Source organism: Fulvivirga lutea, assembly GCF_017068455.1.
Classification (GTDB): Bacteria; Bacteroidota; Bacteroidia; order Cytophagales; family Cyclobacteriaceae; genus Fulvivirga; species Fulvivirga lutea.
This window is the reverse complement of sequence record NZ_CP070608.1, coordinates 1965075-1986142: the sequence shown is the minus strand read 5'-3', so window position 1 is coordinate 1986142 and position 21068 is coordinate 1965075. Positions and strand designations below refer to the sequence as shown.

Here is a 21068-nt window from a genome sequence, read left to right as displayed (position 1 = left end):
GAGTGCCTATTTATTGAGCCTGTCATGCCGACAAAAGGAGGCATCTTACTAAGTTCGATTGACGATGTTATTTATATTATTGAACTAATCAAGGAAGATCCTTCCTCCGTCAGGATGACTTTGAATTTGAGCGTGTCATACCATTCTTCGACAGGCTCAACATGACGATAGACTACATTTTTACTCAAAAATAATAGGTGCCGGACTCACCGAAATAATGAAAATGATTAGTGCCAACCAGCCTAAAAGTTTTCTTTCAGGGCTAAGAGCACGTTCGTCTACCGAAGGCGGGTGATAAATACCAATAAAGCGTCCTAGAATCAGTCCGAAAAACAGCCAGCCCGAATATCCTTTTATAGGAATAAACATGGGCACAACAAACTGAATCGAAAAGAGGATTAGCGCATACATCAATGTTTCTTGCTGCGTTTTCTTTAATCCTCGCAGTGTTATATATAGAAACCCGATGTAGATTGGTACATTCCACATGAGATTATCAATACCATCATACGGTGTGAGATAACCCATCCCAGCATAGAGCAAAAACCCTAGAAAGAACCATGTAGCAATTCGTTTATGCCAATGAAACCCCACCATGCCATAAAGCACATGTCCACCATCAAGCTGACCTATAGGTAGCAAGTTTAAAGCTGTCACGAGCAAGGCCAGAAAACCTGCCATCAGAATTGGGTAATGCATCATTTCACGTGAATTTGGAACCAGCTTTTGGTCGCTTACGAAAGACTCCATAAACAGCATTAGCAATGGCTTGCTAACAGAAATATTTGGTATTTCCGATTGCTTCTGAAATTCAGGGAATGACCAGCCATCAATTTTCCCATCATTTACAGCATTTAGGGAATCTTGAGTTCGGGTATCCAAATAGGCCTGATACATCATTTTTTCCTGAAACTCCCATGTATATACATGATCTTCGTAGTTCTCTCCAAACTGTTCGTATTCTGGGTGAATTTCGAACAGGTAATCTAGCTCGGGCAAGGTGCTATAGCCGTAAATAAGGGCACCTACAGCTATCACAAAACCCGCAATCGGGCCTGAGATACCAATATCAAAATGAACTTTGGTTGATTTAATGTGCTCCTTAATTCTGATGATAGCGCCCATTGTGCCGATTGACATTGGAAATGGTGGAATGGGAATATAAAAAGGTAGGGTGGTTTTTACTTTATGGTATTTAGCAGTGAAATAATGGCCAAATTCATGCACAGTTAAAATCAACAAGAAAGGTATAGAGTAAGCCATGCCTAGCTCAAAGTCTTTCCAGTTATAATCCGTGAAGAATAAGATTTTACCGTTGATCCACCATGTACCTGCTACCGTAGCAGTGAAAAAGGTGATTATAAATAGTCCGCTATGTATTAAGTACTTTTTTAGCTTATCGTCCATTGTTAAAGTATTCCATCATCACCAATGGCGAAGTTACATGAAGCGTTTGTAAACCAAGCCGGCTTGCGCCTTCAATGTTGGCTAAATTATCATCCAGAAAAAGAGTATGCTCAGGATTGAGGTTTTGCTCTTGAATTACCTGCTCAAAAATAGCAGCATCAGGCTTACGTTTACCCATGATATGGGAATAGTAATCTTGATGAAAGAGTGTATTAAACTCCGGATGCCCTGCCTCACTCCTCACTTCATTGACACGATCCATGTGAATGAAATTTGTGTTGCTTAACAAATAAATTGAATAGTCTTTTTTGAGCTGCTGAAGTAGTTGTATTCGCTCCAATGGCAAATCCAGAATCATTGCATTCCATGCTAAGTCTATTTGCTCATTGGTAATTTCCCTTTCGGCCATTTCCCGAATCACGTCTCTAAATTCACTATTGGAAATTTCTCCCTTCTCATACGCGTGAAAACCACTATGTGAAGTAGAAAATTCTATCACCCGATCTATTGATTTATTGGTGAGTTCCGCAAATGCTTTGATGGTTAATGCGGTATCCAGATTAATGATTACACCGCCCAAATCGAAGATTAAATGCTTAATAGATTGGCTACTCAATTTTAAAATTTTTGTTTGTGATATTGTAGGCAAATATCTAATATTGCAGTCCCAAAATCAATTAGCAATGGGCAATTAACAATGAGCAATTATTTGTTAATTGAACTTTGAAAATTGCTAACTGTAATAGGGCCTATAGCTCAGCTGGTTAGAGCACTTGACTCATAATCAAGGGGTCCCTGGTTCGAGCCCAGGTGGGCCCACCCTGAAAATCAAGCACTTACGTTAATACGTAGGTGCTTTTTTGTTTTAATTGCAAACAATTTGCAAACATTCAGATTAATTATTTCTTGTTATTTACTGATTTTAAAATAGAAGTTCATCCTGGTGGTAATTGAATAATACATTGAGTGAACTTTAAACAAACGAGTATAATTTCACATGAAGATATCTACTTCACTTACTAATATTAAACCCAAACCTCACAACTAACGGCTTATTATACACTCCAGCACTATTATCATGCGTAAAATTATAGAGTAATGCTACCTGTCCATTTAAGTTTTTAAACACTTTGAATTTTCTTCCTATACCGGCAAATAAACCCGGTATCCAGTCTTCACGAGATAATTCTTCAGATTTGTATTTTTTTCTTAGCATTTCAATCTCTGAGGCAAAGAAAAAATTCTTGGCAATGTCATAGTTAGCAAAAAGTCTACCGCCACTCACGGATATCGAATCTGCTTCTGCGATTCTATGTGAAGCTTGCAAACCTATCACCCATTTCTTAGATAATTTATACCCGATGGAGCCTGTTAAATCTAAAACCAATGGATTAGATTCAACGATAGTAAAATTACCTCCCAAAATTAGACGATCACCTATTGGCTCTCCTTCCAAAGAGTTTCTTTTCACTGCAGAACTTAAATCATTCGAATTTACAATTTTGCTATACTTACTTTTCAATCTCCCTATTTTACTAAAACCCGCTTGCTCTGTTGCTAGCTTCATTGCCTGTTCTTTAGCACGGTTTTTTAACTTTTCTTCATCTATGCCACTACTATCTATTGGTAATTCTCCTTGACCCAGCCACTCTTCCTTCATGGTTTCAGATTGTTCAGAGGCATTATTTAGTTCTTTGAACTCATCAGTATTGTTTAAGGTCTCCTTCCCTAATTGTTTCCCTTTTTGTTCAACTGCCGATACATTAGCACTATCAATGCCTGAAGTAATATCTATGCCTTCGATTGACATTAACTCCTGTGCCAACACAGGTTTTTCAGTTTTATTTAGTTCTTCTTTAGCCTTGTTTTTTAGCTGATCATCCCAAGTTGAATCAGGTTTAATGTCCGTAATCAAGTCTACCTCTGCTGGCTTTTCTATTTTATTTACAACCTCTTTCCCTTCTTCTACACCCACATTAAAAAATGAAGAGTCATTAGTTATTTTAGTGACCTTGTTTAGTTCTACTTCGCTCACTTGTGCGTCTACTGAATCAAGTAATTGAGTGTTAGTGTCAGATGAGTGTAGGAGACTATCTGCTTTATTTCTCCAGTATTTACGTTCTTTTTTTGCTTGCTTAGCGCTATCCTTGGAATAAAGCTTTTTGTATTTCTTTAACTTTTTTACTGGATCTTCAATGGCATTCACTTTATTAATACTCTTTTCTGAAAGAATACGATCAGTAATTCTTTCTGATTGAGCTGACAGATTGTAAAAACATAATACTATAAAAAGTGATAAAATTGGCTTCACAGAATTATATTAAGAATTTAGGCGGTTTTCTGTAAGGAGAAACTCGTAATATATTTGAAATTCTGGTTCTAAGTCTTTCAGCAAACGGGATGGAGATTTTATTCATTAATTCCAATTGTTTCTCAAGTAGCTTTTTCCTTGGATCTTCACCTGATTCTCTATTTTTCAATTCATAATCACTAGCCATTAAATAAGTGATATCATCAAACACGTAATACATTAGTTCGTTTAAGTCCTTAGCCAATTTACGTTCGTGTTCAATGCCACTCTCTTCATAAACCAAATAAAATTTTGAACCTTCAATTTTAACACATGGATGACCATCTCCTTTAGGAGTATTATATGTTGGTAAATAATCACTAGGCGCATTGATTATTAGAGCCAAAGTTAAAATATGCTTATCAATTTGGTCAATCTTAGACGTCAAATAATTTATATACTTTAGTTGTTTGTACCATAATTTAGAAAGAATAAGGCTATATAATATTGCAGTTCAATATCGCATTTTAAGGCAATAGGTCAGGAGGCAAAGTACGTGGACCTTTTGTAAAATTCTTATACCATCGATCATAAATATACACAAATTGATCATCTTTAGTATCTCCCTCTGCAAGGCCAATTGTTGTAGTCCGAGATATCTGCAATACTATCATAGGATGGTATTTAATAGGTGAGTTTTTCTTTAATGCTAAAATAGGACTACCTTTACTTGCCATTCGTTTTCTCTTTTCATACTGCCACTCCAAGTGTTCAATATTTTTTTTCAAAGTTTCTCCCAAATAGATACCTGCATCGAAACGAATGCGTTCCGAACCTGGGGAAAGCTTCTCATCCATTTCCCGGATCAAATCTGCCTGGAATTTAGTCATACCTCTTTCCCTTATCATGTTTTCTTTTTCATGCTCTTCAAACTTTCGCATTTTTACATGGGACTTTACCCATTTACCCAAATTAAACAAGGATTCACGCGTATAATCAGCCCGCCATGTTGGATAATCCTGATGGATTTCATTTTCCAAAATGGCCATCCTTTCGGGGATAATTCCAATAAACCACTCAAAGGTGATTCTACCCTCTTTTGGGGTCATTTCGTCAAAGGCTTTACCTACAGGAAATTCAATTATTGCGTAATCTTCCATAAGTAATCCTAACTCCTTCAATATTAATTTTTAACTCCTAAATGTTTGTCATAAAATTTTCTAGAAAAGAACACTATTAGAGCTTCATCTGGGCACATAAAATTGTACTCCCCACTTACAATTTCAAGTTCGCTAGCTGCAATGACAATACTTTTATGCTCAGAAAACTTAATTTCCAATCCTTTTGGATAAAGATCAGAAGGATTGTCCTGATAAAAATTATTGTATAAATAATCCCAAAGTACATCTACTTTAGACACTTGCTCATTTAAAAACTTAGTCCATTGATTATATTCAGATTGTATGATTTTTTTTGAATCGATATCTAAAGACTCTTCCACCTTTATGTCTAAAGTGTAATATCCTTGATTCTCCAAAAACTTCGAAGAGTCAAAAAAAGTGAAATATCTACCTGAAGCCATCTCTAATATCAATTTAGAAAGTGGTATATACTCAAACTCTAATTTCTTGATCTCTCGTGTATTAACAAATCCTTCAACATCAAATTGATAATAGACGTTAACAATAGCATCAGATTCAAGGCTTTGACTGACTCTTTCAAACTCAAGGGCTGCTTTATTCAATATCGTATTTTTCTGTTCTATTTTAATAAAAAAGAACTAAAATTTAATTAAATCCGGCCTATTCGCCTTAAAAAGCCCAATAATTTCTAGTTGAGCTTCCTTAGATAATTTGTTGTAAGCTGTGATATCAAATATTTCCTTTCTTAGCCACATGAATGCTATTGATTCTCCACAAGAACCTTTAAGCATTGAGATATCATCATCATCATCTCCAGGTATCTTAAACCCTTCACTTGCATACAATATTAAAGCTTCCAGTGCTTCGGGTTGATCATAATCTCTCAGATAATAAGGAGCATCATCTCGAGCATTTAAATCTGCAGAAATATCAAATAAAAGGCCTATAAGTGATTTTAGTTCTTTTTTCATCTCCACCACCAATTTATCTTTACAGGAGCAGGCTGTACTTTTGGGTAACTCTGTTGTAACGGTATATGATTACCTTGGGATGCAGGGACTGTCTGATTAATAAATGGATCAAAATACAGACCTTCCGCCAATCTTACAGAAGCTCTTGGGACATTACTTCCAGATTTCAAACCAACTCTAAAACTACCTTGTTGCTTTATCTTAATCCTCCAAGAGAAATTTCCATCTTCACCATATACCCCGTAAGTTTCTACGTTTTTATTCGGTCCTCTTTCCCAACCTTTAGAGCTAGCAAATTTTCTTAAATAATTAGTATTATCAGCTTGAAATTTGGTTGGCATAGCTTTTCCTGTCCATGGACTTATGCCTTGTTTCGTAGCCGAATAATAGGCACTTGCACTTGCGATGCCACCTCCTAAACTTGCACCAGTCTTTAAACCACTAAATCCATATTTGTTTGCTGCACTTAGATCTCCAGTTAATGCGTAACCCGCGGTAAAACCGCCTGCATAGCCACCCACTCCTCCACTTATTGTACCGTTAATGAATGCCGAAAATACTGGACTTTGTACATTCCAACTATTAATCAATGGCGAGGCTAAATTGTTAGAAGCCCAAGTTCCTGCACCATAACTCGCCACACCAGAAATACCGCCAACAGCAGCACTCATACCAACATCCCCCCAATTAACTCCATCTAACCCAACACCGTCACCCGTCTGAGCAATGACATTATTTGTGGCCCCAATTAGTGCTCCGCCACCTAAAGCAATAGCTACTGCACCTCCACATGTCCCACAGGCAGCAGTTGCACCGCCTACAGCTGCTCCAACACCAAAAGCAGCGAACCCCTCTCCAAAGCTATCAATATTATCTAAGTTAGTCAGTAAGTTGATTGTGCCACCAACAGCAGCACCAATTACAATATGCCAAACCCTTCCATCAGGATCAATACCTAAAATCGGATTATTACCCATACCATTGTATGGGCTGGCAAACTGCCCAGCTGGGTCTACCGCCAGAAACCTTCCGGTTCCCGGGTCATATAATCGAGCATGAAAATCATACAAATTTATTTCTTCTTCCAGCTTTTTGCTTTGGTAGAGGTACATTACATCCGTAAGTACTTGATTTTTATACAAATTACTCGGCATACCAAACGGATAATAATCTGCAGCGTGCGTTATCTGCATAGCACTGTTCACAGATTGATGAACAATCGTTAAGTCATCAAAATAAACATCAGCCGAAGGAACTGTACTTTCATTAGCCACATAAATAAATATAAAGCCTTTACCAGGACTCTCAATATCAATAGATAGCTCCATAAAGCTATTCTTCGCTTTGTCAGTTACCTCATGATAGCCAAATTGAGGGTTAGCAAAATTTTCATCCAAATAAATGTAATTCAAATAAGCTTTCGGTACATTTTCGTGTGTATCAACACCTGCAGAGAAACCCGGAATAGCAGAATTTAATGACGATATGGAGCCTAGTAACTCTGCATCTGCTAGCATGTTCATGGAAGAAGTTACTGCTCCGGCCAAATCACTAATTAACGCAGTATTACCTTCAGTAGAGTTAATATAGCTAGCAAATACTTTCATGGAAATTTTATCGCCTGCATTAACTTCAAGTACCTTTGCCGGCCCAACTGCATTGTTACCTCCGTTAAGTGTGGCAACGTTACTAGGATTTGTCACATCTTTACTTGGCACTGTGCGGTTAAAATCCGGAACAAATGACTTAGTAGAAACAATATTATCAAAATGGGAAACTTCCGTGCTTGAATAGGCATCTTCCATGGTTGCCTGATATACAAAGGTTTCAGGCAGCATACCAAATGAAACACGGTTATTACCTAAATGATCAGAAAGCTGATACTCATAATAAAAGTTATCATCAATTTTGATGGCTGTTCCATAATCGGTACCTATTGATACAATCTTCCCATCAACATATTGAATACCCCCCACCTGATCGATACTTTTTTCTAAATCTCCACCATTAAGGTATTTAGTAGAGATTTTATTTCCAGTCGCATCAAATATATAATCAATACGTTTGTTATCATGTGTAATAGACGTAGGGAGGTTCAGAATATTATATTGAATATTGGTAATTGAGCGGTTAAGATCATATTTCATATTACCGGCATTATCATATCCATAATCATCAATGCCCGTAGTGCCATTATTAAAACCTTGTTCACTGCCCGCATCTTCAACTTTAACGAGCTTATTGCCACTATAGGTAAGTGTTAGATCATCCAACAATTCTTTTGAACCGTTCAATTTTCCATAGCGCTTTAAAGATTCAATATTCCCATTTCTATCATATACAACATTCTTTACACTAAATAGACCTGCCTCACTTGTATATGAGGAGCCTGACGCATAGTAGGCATTTGTTAATTGATTCTCATCATCATATTTATATCCATATATTTGCTGTTTTTTACCATCATCTGGGAAATCAGTATTCCACTTCATTGCGGTAATTTGGCCATCATAATTTAAATCTATTGCAGTACCTTCTACATTTAATGCTTCATCCCCAAAAACTAACTCCATACCGAAAAGGTCATTTGCATCATTATTTACCGGAGACACCGAAAGTTGGGCGTTATTAATTGTCCTTAATCGCCCCTCTATGTCATAGCTATAATCAATAGATTGCAAATATTCATTAGATGATAAGCCATGTAAGTTGTTTTCAATTACCTGACCCAGCTCGTTATAAGCATAATTTGCCAATAGCGTTCTAGCACCGTTATCAATAGTATGATATGTGTTTAATAACCTTCCTGAATGATCGTACTCAAACTCCTCTAATATTGAGACCGCATCTGTGTTGCTTGAATGGTTTAGCAAACTTTTAATTAACTGTCCCTTAAAATCATATTGAAATGATATGCGATCTACGCCCGACAAATGATTCTCTGCTACCACCTGCACTAGCTCGCCATCGACATTAAAATAGGATACCGAATTTAACCAAGTATCTGTATCTAATATTCTTACCTTGTTACCGGTAGCATAATCATTTAATGTTAATGAAGTGGTTGTTTCATTGAAACCGGATGGACTTGCAAATGAAAAAATATGACCATCAGTATCCCAACTTGCATTTAACAGGAAATTATAATCATCATAGTGTGTGATTGATAGTAAATCTGATTCACTTATTGAGGTTGGATATGTTCTGTTAAGACTATAGCCAATGCTATTTGCCGACTTAATTTCATAGGCAACAGTGTGAGCGAGAGCTTCTGTTCGTAATTCTGATCGACTTAAACCTGTATTAAATACTCCGGACAGAACCACTCTATCAAACTGATCATACTTTACAAAAGACCATAAGCCGTCTTGTCTTAACCTGGCATCTTGTTGAAGCACAGGCCTTCCCCATTGATCATAGATGATATATTCCCAACCGGCACCCGGTTTTTTACTTTCAGTAATTCGTCCTTCGGTATCATGTTTAAATTGGAAGGCATAGGTATTTAAATCAGAAGCACTGATAGCATCTTGATTGGTGAGCAAGGGGGTAAGAATAAATTTAAGGTTATTGTATTGATCGTATACATAGCGTGTTTCTTTCCATGTTTCTACAGTGATAGTCTCAGTTATCGGTGGAGTTAAACATTTACCCGTTTCGAAGTCTCGAAGACATTCGCTCACCTGGTAAGTTCTTTGTTCTTCTCCTTCATATATACCCTTTAAGATTAATTTCCCATCTAAATCAGTATAAGTTCTCACTCGCTTGCCTTCATTGGTAATCACCTCCTGGTAGAATAATTCACCTTCGTCAAAAAAAGTATCTGCGGTTAATTCACTTCCATTAATTACCCACTTTTTGATTTCTACTTTACCACTAGTACCTGTTTTAGTGGTAGAATATTTGTTGTTATTTATGTAATAGCTTCCTACACCAAATGCCTTTTCGACTTTACCCCGTGTTGAAGCTTCATAAACAACTTTTGAAAAAGGTTTATTTTCTGCAGGAATTGTATTTTGGCCATTGTAGAAATTATTTAGGTCTGTAAGCCAATTAGTCTGATAATCTCCATCACCAGTATTACCAACATAAGGCAAATAGCCTTTTTCCTGTCTGCCAAGGTCATTAATACTGCCAGAACTTATAATATCATTTCCTGCCGGGGTGGCACCCAACGACAACTGTTGTATAGGCCTACCCAGTGCGTCAGTATATTGAATATTTCTTGAAACACTTTCTGATGGAAGCGTACCTACCACCGCTGGGTCAGTAACTGGTACAAGAGGTACCTCCACCTTGCTGATGTTTTTGGATTGCCCCAAAACTGCCAGGGGAGCACAAATTATTATAAATATTTTTAATATAGATTTCATACTTTTGACTCTACGGTTGTTCTCCTACTGGTAAAATTGGTTTTGGTTTTGGCGGGTTTGAAATAGTAACACCTGTACCACTAATACTTCTAGAACTAGTACCTGAAGTACTGTTACTCATAACGGTTACATTACCTCCATAGGTTATGTTTTCTGTTGGACTAAAAGTTATGGTGACATTTCGAGAAGATCCGGGAGCTATTGTTCCAGACCAATTTCCAGAAAATCCAGGCGGAGTTCTAACACCACTTACTGTTAGGGGACTATACCCATTATTATGTATTGTTAATGTTCTTGTCGCAGTTGCACCTCTGGCAAGTTGCCCAAATGAAAGGTTTCCAGATAAGGCAATTACCCTTGTTCCTCCTGCTTGACCACTTATACCTATAGTATGGGTTCCCCCTGTTTTATTTGAACTCACTGATAATGTTCCAGAATAATATTGCCCGGCAGTTGTAGGAGTAAATTGGATAGATACATACTTAACAGTTCCGGGATTTATTGTGCCACTCCAATTACCACTAAAACCTGAAGGGGTTGATATTGAATTGATAGTAATAGGTGAATTTCCATCATTCACAATCCCAACATTTCTGGAAAGCGTAGATCCAGGCTCAACTGTTCCAAAATCAAGATTCCCGGTTAAACGAATAATTCGTGTCTTTCTTCCATGCCCGGTAATAGTTAATGACCCAGAACCGGACGTCTTGTCTGAGAATATTGTTATCATCCCTGAATATTCTACTGGTTCAGTAGGTGTAAATTTTACTTCTAAAGACCTTGAGTAACCAGGTAAAATCATTACTTGATCAGTATAAGTAGGCCGTGTTCCGTCATTTATATCCTGAATGTTTCTAAAACCTCCAGAAAACCCGATTGGCATTCTTACCCCTGTAATATTAAGTGTGGAATTGCCCGTATTAGATATCACTACTGATTCTGTAACAGTAAAATTAAGATTAACAGTACCTACAGAAACTGAATTAGGCATCTCAATAATACGTGTCGGTAAAATATTAGCAGACGTAGAAATCGAATTTCCACCACTGGTTTTGTTTGACTGTACAATTATATTACCGCCATATGATTGTGGGTCGTTGGAATTAAACCGAACGCTTATGTCCACATCTGCTCCCGGAGCCAATACCAATCCATTGCTATTATATGGAACTGCTAATGAAGAGGTTGACGATGATGAAACTGAGGTCCATCCATAGAAATTACTCGGATAGGAAATTGAGTTGATGGTTAAATTAGAATTACCATTATTAGATATTTTAAGAGTTCTATAAGCATTAGTATTGGAGCTAACATCCCCAAAACTCATATTTCCTGAAAGGGCAATTATTCGTTTAATTCTACCCTGTCCACTCACAGGTACGCTTGATGTACCCCCTGTTTTATTAGAATTAACAACCAAGTTACCATCGTATGCAATAGGACTGGAAGGGCTAAAAGTAACAGGTACTACTTGGCTCCCACCAGGCGATATTGCACCACTCCAGCTTGACTGAAATCCACTTGGAGTGGTAATACTATTAACGGTTAAATTTGAATTACCATCATTGTAAATTGTTATGTTTCTTGTTGTGGAATTCCCAGGGTCAATCGTCCCAAAATCTAAATCCCCAACCAATCTTATTATTCGTGTAGGCCTACCTCTTCCTGTGATGTTAATTTTATTATTACCACTTGTGAAGTCACCGTTTATTGTGATTTGCCCATCATAAGTGATCGGCTGATCAGGGGTAAACCTTATCTCAATTGTACGAGCATACCCAGGATTAATAATAGCCTCACCTTTTAATAATTTATTATGGTCTATTACATCTTCTTCAGGATTGTTAAAGGGATTTTCAGGGTCGGTATACTCAGGCATTATATTCTTCCATCCATAATAATAACCGTCAGCTATACCTGTAAGAGATGAAATTGTTAATGGATAATTTCCTGAATTGGTGATTACAACATTTTGAATTTCAGTAGATCCAACATTTACAACTCCAAAATCTATATTCGAATCAAACGAAGCCGTTCTTATTTTTTTACCTTCCCCTTGAACATTGATCGTGTTAATACCTTCTGTAGAGTTACAATTAACAGAAATCACACCAGAATATGCAATTGTTTCAGTTGGTGTAAATTCAATAACCAAATCATAAAAACTACCCGGAGCGACTACAAATGACGTTGGCATAGAAGTTCCTTTTTTTATCAGCAGTAACGAGCCCTCTGGATCTTCTTCATCGATTATAACTCCTTCTTCATCAATTGTAACAAGTTGACTTATAATTACAGGCGCATATTCATAAGGACCAGTAAATGGTTCAGGGTAATCTAAATCATACACTTCAAGTGAACGATTTCCCTCATTTCTTACTCTTATTGTCGCTGTGTGGGTATTGTTAATATTAACATCTCCAAAATTCAATTCAGCTTTTTCTACGCCACCATCTAAATAAGTAACGCTAATTTCGCGTATAGCCCTTCCAACACCATAAAGAAATAGATCGTCTGTACCACTTGTGGCATTCGAACTTATAATGAAAGAGCCATTATATGACTTCTCAAGAACAGGATTAAAAGTAATAGGTATCTCAATACTCTGAGACGGTGATAGTGTTCCTGACCAAGTATTAAAACTAAATCCACTAGGTACAGAAATACTAGATATCAAAATATCTTCAAAACCTTCATTCACAAGCTTGATAACATTAGTTTTTGATTCATCTAATAAAACCTTGCCAAAATCTAACTGTCCATACACACCCAATCTTCTAAAGTCATTATGCAAGTATGTTTGGTGCTTTTCAATAATTGTATTATCATGATCTCTAACAAGGTTGAGCCTGTTAAGCTTATCATATTCATATTTGATAATTTCGTTATTTACCCCACAATTGGTAATTAAATTGCCTTGCTCATCATATGAGTTTGATGTAAACCTGGCATTTACTGGCATTAACCTTACCTGATCAATTTTAACATCACTTCCACCAATAGAAACATTACTGCTAATCGTTTCATTAATAAATTGCCATGCTTGAGTTCCATTCTTTTTCCAATACGTTAATTGATAAGTTCCGGAACTTGGAAGAGTAATGCTATAGGCTCCAGACCTTGATTTTCTACCAGTCTTGGACACGGTGCTGTTACCATTTTTTTCAAAGTCATCGAATAGAACTTTATTTTTTCTAGCATTGTAAACCGAATAGACTAATCTCCCATCATCGTCATAGCCGTTTGTTGTGTAAACTCCTTTTGCATCTTTTAACTCTTCCACTCTTCCATACGTGTCTTTCGCAGTATAAATCACATTGCTTCGCCAATTATTCCCCGGGTCAGAGCCAGCCGCCCAGCTTGAGAAATCAGGGCTTCCTGTTCTTTTCCACTCGAATGATTGATATATTGAAGGATTAGAAGCTCCTCCATTAAATACATTAACCGTGGAAGATAGTGTGACTCCATCCTTTATAGTTTTAGACTGTATAATTGGTGAAAGGATATTTTTTGATCTACTGGAGTTATACTCTTGCCACCAATATTTATGAACTACCTTAGTCTTATTTATTTCCGTACCATCAACAATATGGGCTGTTTCTATCTCCTTATTTAACCCTGTGTTGTCATCCAAAGTAAATCTTGTAACACTTTTTATATCTTCATTTTCCAAATTCAATTCGATTGGTCTTGCAAAATATACATTCGAATTCGAATTGGTTCCTGCAGGAACAGATTTGGTGAAAACTTTATAAGTTGTCAACTGACTGCTCAATAAATCATTAGAAGCATCATAAGTTTTTATTGCATAGGGCAACCCAGTTAGTAATGAATAATGGGAATTGCCATTACCTCCCCCTTTTGTCGGGTAACTTAAAGACACTTCCCCAGAATTTAAACCATTATAAAAGTAATATTCAGTTCTACCCAAAGGAGTCTCAACTCCATTATCACTACCTTGATATATGGTTACTTTATTGAATCGAGGAAGTCCATTTGATGAACTAGCGGTTGCCTGATCATACTTAATATAAACATTCATCGGATTCTCAATACCACTTATTGTAATTTTTTGAACGGGATGATTAATAACCTTTCCCTCTATTTTATCATTCTCTACTCTGTGAATTTTTAAGGTATTTACATCTTCAAAATTAATATTATCAGATGTCCCTAGCCATGAAACCACAGTTTTAGCTCCAACAACACGACTGCCATTGTTATCATTATTAATATTTATGCGACCTTCATATTCGAATCTGGCACCAAATTCACCATTTTTGTAAAATCTAATATCATCATCTCTTCCTACATCTGTAACTATATAGGAATTCTGATTAACTACCATAGATGGTTTCTTGCTATTTCTTGTGATAGAATTTACATGATAACGTGGAGTAGGACCTATATACTCCCATTTACCTGCAGTTGTTCGAGAATATCCTTTCTGGTTATATAAAAAAGTATTATTGGCAGGATATAAACCATCCAATAGTAAATCAGTATGAGAACCTAAATCAACTAATCTACTTAAGGACATTTTCTTCTTCCAAACATTCGAATTGGGATCAAACTCATAAAAATCAGTGTAATCTCCCACTGAGAAAAACATGTTATCATTCCCGTAAGAAATTGGAGACTGTATACCCGTTGCTAATTTCGAAACCCAATTGGTACCTGTATACCTGAAAACTTTCATCTGATTGCCTCCGAATAATCCAACCATAGAATTTCCAGTGATAACAACTGGTCCATTATCAGCGTAACCTACACCAGTATCTGTAATAACTACATTTTCAAAATTCTCATCCCAGTTATAAATAAATTCGTGACCTCCTTCAGCCATAACTGCAGCAAAACTTTCAGAAGAATGCCAGTAAGATTCTTTATCCGGGTGGGTATTCATTCCTGGATTATTAGGAAATGATTTTTCAACCCACTCCTTCATTTCATTGAGATACACTATCTCAACAAAGTCTGATGAAGTTGTAGAATGTCTCAATACATAATTAGTTGAGGATGTATAAAAAACTGTTTCTTTCCATGGTTGAGAAAACCCATGAACTTCATGATTCCATTGATCTCCATTCATAATGAATGTATGAAGGTCAGAATCATGCCTTTCTCCAACTGCAACAAAATTATCACCTGATAATAATTTTGGTTTCCCGTTACCAACATCTATAATATCGGTAGATACTATCCATTTAGATGTATTTTTAGGATCCTTCTTAAATAAATGTAATTTGTAATTATTCCCAGTATACATCGGTTTTAGAATTGCGAAAAAATCATCCTCTAGTTTAATTTCTATGTCCTGCTTAATTATTGCAGGACCCCAAGGACTTGTTTGAATATCACTCCGCCTAACCGAGCCAATTGAATTACTATATTCATACTCCAGCCACTCACCATCCCATCGATATACAAATACTTTAACATTTCTATCTGAATTGACATGTACTCCTCCAGAAAGCTGTCTCCATGTGACAACTACGAAATCTTTACCAACTTTTACAATAGGTTCAGCATACCCTGATGGTGCTGTTATCCTTAAATCAGCTTGAGAATGATTAATGAGAATTCCTTCTGTGTTATAGTGGTAATCTATCTCCGCACCAGTAGGAGTGCTTATTCGGTTCAAACCAAACGGACCATATTCAAAGCTTGTTTTCGGAAATGATGATTGAGTATAATTAACCTTTTGTATTGAGCTTAAAAGTCTTTTAGTAGTATTACCATCACCGGTAAATTCATATGCTAAATTAAAGTAGTGATTAAGTGATTGATCACTGTTCAAAACTTCTACTTTATCAAGATATTTTGTTTCATAAAATTCTTGATAAGCATCGTTTTTATTTCTGCCATTTTCTATGTGAGGTTCCATGAACTCATTAGGCTGTTTATCTTTGTAGATAAATTCTAGAGATCTCCCTAAAGGTTCGACTACCTTAGATAAGTAAGAAGCCTCCGTTTGATCTAGTCCTAAACCTGTTCCGACCTTTCTTGTTTGACTTATATATGAAAAATCAACTGACTTATTTTGTAAATTGATTATTTGAGATAAATTCCAAACATGAGCTAAATGTTGTTGCGCATTTGTATTTGAACTGTTACCAATCCAATTTCCCCATTTTACAATCCACTGTACTGTATTTCGTTGAGAGTTTTTATCACCATAAACATATTTAACTCCATTCTCTTTGATAATCTCCCATTTCTCAAGATTAGGGTAATAGTTAATTATCCAAAAATTATACCCTGTAGTAATAAATGATTTGGTGGTTGAAGTCTTGCTGGTTAAAATAAGTTTATTTGGCGACCCACCCTCAATTAAATAATATTCATCATCATGTACATTCCCAGTACCTTTGTGGTTTCTTACAATTTTAGGGACATCCATCGACCAACCAAGGCCCAAAATGCCAGTTGGTGCATCTAAATTCCATAGTGGGACTTGGTAGGCATAATTAGATGAATTGTATCGAAGGCTAACATTTATTGATAATCCACCTACTGACGGAATATTAACCAAATTCAATGGCAGGTTAACGCTACCATTAAAGAGGTTAACATTATTTTGAATAGTTGCTAATTGATTGGATGTGAGATTGAATGGATCTATTTCTGGAGCAACAGAAATATTCTGTGAATATAAATCCAATTGACAAGTCAAAAGAATAACACAGGCTACAAACTTGCGGATTGCAGTCTTCATTGTCTGGTTTAGGGTTAAGGTGGAAAACTTTGCAAGTATAGCCAGATGAAAAAGATCAAAAAAATCTAATTTAATACATATATTACATTATATTATTTTTATATTATAATGTATTATATCAATTGATTAATTGATTTTCAAGAGATTAGAAAACAATATATGTTTAATCTTTTTGAAAAAATTACATGATGTTTAAACAACGAATTCAATTATTAATTGATATTTTCATTGTCCTAACCACTAATCATTCAGAAACTTCTATAATCAGAGTCGTGTAATCTGTAAAACCATATTTTTCAATTGCGAATTGGCCTCTCAAAAATCAAGATAGTTATATACTCATTCGTGTTTAAAATATTACTTTGAGAATTATTGCCTGAATCTCCCTCATATGGCATAATGTGATTAGAAATTAAGCGCCATCCAAAACTGGCCATCCAATTGATCATTGCCGCGAGGTTTTTGAATTCTTCTTTTGTGTTGGAGTCAGCATATGCAAAACCTTGCACGCCTCCGGGCCTAGTAACTACTGGCTGGTGCAACACCCTAAAGAGGCAATCATTTTTAAGGAAACTGAAAAGACCTGGACAGAAATTAAGACTACTTAACAAACAACACTTAATGATCTAGTGATAGGTGAGTTGCCATCAGAAACAGATATAAATAACTCCATAAAATTAATCTCAAATTGGATAAGTGAGATTAAGTGGGATGTTAATAATAAAGATTATTAAATAAACTAGAATTAGTATATCACTAGTTTTCCATCTCACTAAAGGTATCCTTATCAAGCAAATTGTGAGGATTTATAATTGGAAGGATAACCCCATTAAAATCCGTAGTTTGTGTCCTATCTAGAATTATCCCTCTACTTGTAGAATATGAAATTCCAGCTATTGTCGCCCCTAAGTTAGCATCAACATTTATTTCAGTATCATCATTTTCAAATGAAACAAATTCACTCAAGTTCTCAACTATATAATGAAAATCAATATGGTATTCTCCTCTCACCCTAACTTGTTTCTCATTTTTATCAAATCCTTGAATTTTAATGTAAAGACGAAAAAAATGATACTTCTCGTCAACATTAAATGCCGATTCAGATTTACATCCAAGCTTTATATTCTCCACTAGTTCAGGCTCTTCTAATGCCGATTCGTCAACTTCAAAATAGGACTTTGTAATCCTCAGTCCTAACATATTAATTTTCTCAGGATCTACTTTTACTTGTGTCATTAGGCAGTTCTTAATCCTTTATTGAAAAATTGAATTTTTGATTTTTTCCAAATCGTTTGTTGGGTTGTCACCTTCTCTTTTACCACAGGTCTATTAATATTGGCATATACTACAACCGGAATCATTTTTAAACTAGAATATTCCTTATTAGCTTGATTTGGAGTAATAATTATTGACTCGCCAAGAACTACTTCCAATTTAGAAATACTCTTCAATGTGAAATTGTGAGTTCCCCTCATCCACTTGCTCACTTCTGACTCCCTTTTTTCCAGTAAAATAGCCAAGTCACGCTGAGTCATGCCTTTACTTTCCAATATTGCATGAATTTGATCAACGATTGCGAACGAGTGATCAACTTGTCTTTTGACTTCATCACTTACTTCAATAGAATCGAATATCATACTCATAGTTGTATTATTTAACAAAAAATGTCAGATCACCATTCAAGTCACTTCCATTCATTGTAATTTCTTCCTTCTGGATTTTTAAATTAATTATGTATGCTACTGAGTTCATTAGCTGAAAATGAGGGTATGCATCTGGACTGTCTTTCACTAATTGTGAAGTCTTTTTACCTCCGTTACCAAGTATTAAAATTTCATTTGTTATGCGAAAACCATAAAGTCGTAAACCCGATCGTCCTAGTGGGATCGCCACCGCATCATTTTCAGGCCTAAAATGCCTTTCCAGTACTCCGGTACTTCCAATTTTTGTAATCCAATATTTAATTGTTTGAATGTCCTCATTATGATCTGGATTATCTTTGAAACGAATAAGAAAGTCATCTGTCTCACTATATTCTGCATTTTGTTCATGAATAGTGTATATGGTAGCCTTTTCAAATGACTTAAATATTTCAATCTTATAACGCTTCACTTATAAGTTAAGTTTTCAAATGTAATAAAAAAATTAATTAAAACAATATTTATATAATTACCCAGTCAACTCATTCACTATCATCTCCCATTTCTTCAACACCATTTCTGTGGCAAGCTTCTGCATATCAAGTCAATATATTTAGTAGATTGTTCATCATGACAATTGATTACTGGAGAGATAAGGGTTTGTAATACTATATGCGCCATTGATATCTATTATATCCTGACAGAATACATTATCATTATTTATTTGATAAGAAATAACTACTTTACTGAATTCATTTAGTCTTGATGTGATAATTGAAATTGGGCCAACGATATCACCTTCCTTTCTTAATTTCAGAGTTCCATCATCTTCATTAAGAGCCCAACTAAATTGCTCATTTTTATGTGTATTAAGACCTATAAGTTTGCAATCTCCATAATACACTCTTAAAAACAATTTAGTCTCTTTATCTCCAATAATTAATTCTTCTACCTTATACTGCGGAATAAGCTTATCCTTATTGATAGCTCTTGTGAGTTCAACTAGTTCATTATGTGCCTTTGCACTAGACTCTAGTTGTTTACGGTTTTCCTCCAACTCCTTTCTTTGAAGTTTTAGTTCTTGGGTTTGAAGCAATGATGTGTATATAAGAAGGGAAAAAGCCAAAGCAGAGAATAAGGCATTTACCATTCCGAAACTATCTCCTATTTCCCCAGATTTGGATGTATTGAGGAAAATAAATGTGGAAGCCCATAACAGCACAACAACCAAGAGAGATGCCACCAGAATCGCACTCAGCTTAAGTTCACCATTTTTGTCTTTAAATAGGCTCATTTATTCTTCAGTAAAATCTTGTTCATCCTCTCCCAACTCCAAAGCCTTCACAGATTGTACAGCATTACCGGCAATGCCTTTGATAGAGCCATACATATCAATGGTATTGGTGATCACTTTATCAATCTGCTTTTCACGCTCTTTCCAGATGCGCTGCATCGATCTCTTCTCACTTTCTAGGGCATTCTTCATAGAGCTGAAGCCTTCTACTATAGCTTCTACCTGCATACGAAAGGTTGTGCTAGTCAGGAAGTCATAAAGCATATGCATTTTATCTCCTTTGCCCTCCTGTGTGGTGAGAGCTACACTCAATTGTATTACAGACTCTCTTAAAACTGCACAAAGGCCTTTGAACTCATCATAGCTACAAATCCAGACTCCATCACGAATGCCCATACGATCCATACCTGAAGGCATGGCCTCGGTTACTAATACACCAACATCTGCGCCTTTATCACGCATATCCGCTTTGAACTTTTCTATCCAACCAGGTTGAAAATCCTTGGTGCGCTTACTTTCATAATAGATGGTACCACAATTCTGACGGGCTCTTGTGTTTACTGTTTGGATGCAGTCTCCACCTCTGGCACCTTTTTTAATTTCTTCAATAGAATCTAAAGGAAATTGACTCATGAGCCATTCTTCTATGGCCAATTCCTGAATTTCTCCCTGTAGCTGCATAGAGCCCTGCTCCTGTTTACGTTTCATTTCTTCTGTAAGCTTCTTCTGATCTTCCAGCTGCTTTTGAAGTTCTTTGAAGCGCAATTCATTTTTATCTTCTTCGGCCTTTCTGATTTTATCCTTTTCTGCAGTAAGCAACTCATTCAATTTTTTCTGGGCTTCAGCTTCTGCTACCTCTTTTAATTCCTCCTTTTCACGCTTGAGTTTTTCAATTTCTGCCTTGGTGCGGTTAAGTTCCTTTACCTGCTCCGACTTTTCATTGAGCTCGGATTGTAAGGCTTTGAATTGCTCCTGATTTTCTTCTAATAACTTGAGTTTCAGCCTTTCTTCGGCCTCTTTGCTACGCTCCTTCAACTGCTTTTCCAAACGCTCTTGAAACAGTTCATTCTCCTTACGTTTCTTCTCTTCAAACTCCTGTTTGAGCTGAGCCAGTTGAGCTTCCTTTTGCTCATACTCCTTTTTAAACTGCTCTTCTACCTGATGGGCAAGAATATCCTGCACATCTATGGAAGTGCCACAGTTTGGGCATTTGATTTGGGTTGAGTTGTTCAT

At 36.1% G+C, this 21068-nt stretch carries 14 protein-coding genes and 1 tRNA gene; 1 reads left to right on the top strand and 14 read right to left on the bottom strand.

Going from position 1 to position 21068, the window contains the following annotated elements:
* Window positions 1-180: 180 nt before the first annotated feature.
* Entirely contained in the window at window positions 181-1407 is a 1227-nt protein-coding gene (locus JR347_RS09020; protein ID WP_205723722.1) for a site-2 protease family protein, read from the bottom strand.
* The gene (locus tag JR347_RS09015; protein WP_205723721.1) at window positions 1397-2023 is read right to left on the bottom strand and encodes an HAD family hydrolase; all 627 of its coding nucleotides are present in this window, start codon (window positions 2021-2023) and stop codon (window positions 1397-1399) included. Before JR347_RS09015 ends, JR347_RS09020 begins: the two co-directional genes overlap by 11 nt.
* Window positions 2024-2152: 129 nt before the next feature.
* Between JR347_RS09015 and JR347_RS09010 the strand changes: the two genes are divergently transcribed.
* A tRNA-Ile gene (locus tag JR347_RS09010) sits at window positions 2153-2226 on the top strand.
* Window positions 2227-2419: 193 nt separating this feature from the next.
* On the opposite strand, the gene JR347_RS09005 is transcribed toward JR347_RS09010, so the two are convergent.
* The 12 genes from JR347_RS09005 to JR347_RS08950 form a co-directional block, all read right to left on the bottom strand.
* On the bottom strand, window positions 2420-3718 hold the full coding sequence (locus JR347_RS09005) for a hypothetical protein (RefSeq protein WP_205723720.1): 1299 nt from the start codon (window positions 3716-3718) through the stop codon (window positions 2420-2422).
* A 4-nt stretch (window positions 3719-3722) separates the two neighbouring features.
* Window positions 3723-4103 (bottom strand): Imm63 family immunity protein, encoded by a 381-nt coding sequence (locus JR347_RS09000; protein ID WP_205723719.1) that lies wholly within the window; start codon window positions 4101-4103, stop codon window positions 3723-3725.
* A gap of 121 nt (window positions 4104-4224) precedes the next feature.
* Window positions 4225-4878, bottom strand: a complete 654-nt coding sequence (locus JR347_RS08995) for a hypothetical protein (RefSeq protein WP_205723718.1) — start codon at window positions 4876-4878, stop codon at window positions 4225-4227.
* Between the two features lie 2 nt (window positions 4879-4880).
* Complete coding sequence (locus tag JR347_RS08990; protein ID WP_205723717.1) at window positions 4881-5441, bottom strand: hypothetical protein; 561 nt, start codon at window positions 5439-5441, stop codon at window positions 4881-4883.
* 36 nt (window positions 5442-5477) lie between these two features.
* Window positions 5478-5810: a hypothetical protein gene (locus tag JR347_RS08985; RefSeq protein WP_205723716.1), complete on the bottom strand. Its 333-nt coding sequence runs from the start codon at window positions 5808-5810 to the stop codon at window positions 5478-5480.
* Window positions 5807-10183 (bottom strand): DUF6443 domain-containing protein, encoded by a 4377-nt coding sequence (locus JR347_RS08980; RefSeq protein ID WP_205723715.1) that lies wholly within the window; start codon window positions 10181-10183, stop codon window positions 5807-5809. Before JR347_RS08980 ends, JR347_RS08985 begins: the two co-directional genes overlap by 4 nt.
* A 10-nt stretch (window positions 10184-10193) precedes the next feature.
* Complete coding sequence (locus JR347_RS08975; RefSeq protein ID WP_205723714.1) at window positions 10194-16901, bottom strand: choice-of-anchor D domain-containing protein; 6708 nt, start codon at window positions 16899-16901, stop codon at window positions 10194-10196.
* Between the two features lie 756 nt (window positions 16902-17657).
* Window positions 17658-18137 (bottom strand): hypothetical protein, encoded by a 480-nt coding sequence (locus JR347_RS08970; protein ID WP_205723713.1) that lies wholly within the window; start codon window positions 18135-18137, stop codon window positions 17658-17660.
* Window positions 18137-18544 (bottom strand): helix-turn-helix domain-containing protein, encoded by a 408-nt coding sequence (locus tag JR347_RS08965; RefSeq protein WP_235689783.1) that lies wholly within the window; start codon window positions 18542-18544, stop codon window positions 18137-18139. The genes JR347_RS08970 and JR347_RS08965 overlap by 1 nt, the downstream gene beginning before the upstream one ends.
* 7 nt (window positions 18545-18551) lie before the next feature.
* Entirely contained in the window at window positions 18552-19013 is a 462-nt protein-coding gene (locus JR347_RS08960) for a hypothetical protein (RefSeq protein WP_205723712.1), read from the bottom strand.
* 156 nt (window positions 19014-19169) lie between these two features.
* Window positions 19170-19835 carry a hypothetical protein gene (locus tag JR347_RS08955; protein ID WP_205723711.1) on the bottom strand — a complete coding sequence of 222 codons (666 nt, stop codon included), beginning with the start codon at window positions 19833-19835 and terminating at the stop codon, window positions 19170-19172.
* The gene (locus JR347_RS08950; protein WP_205723710.1) at window positions 19836-21068 is read right to left on the bottom strand and encodes a DUF2130 domain-containing protein; all 1233 of its coding nucleotides are present in this window, start codon (window positions 21066-21068) and stop codon (window positions 19836-19838) included.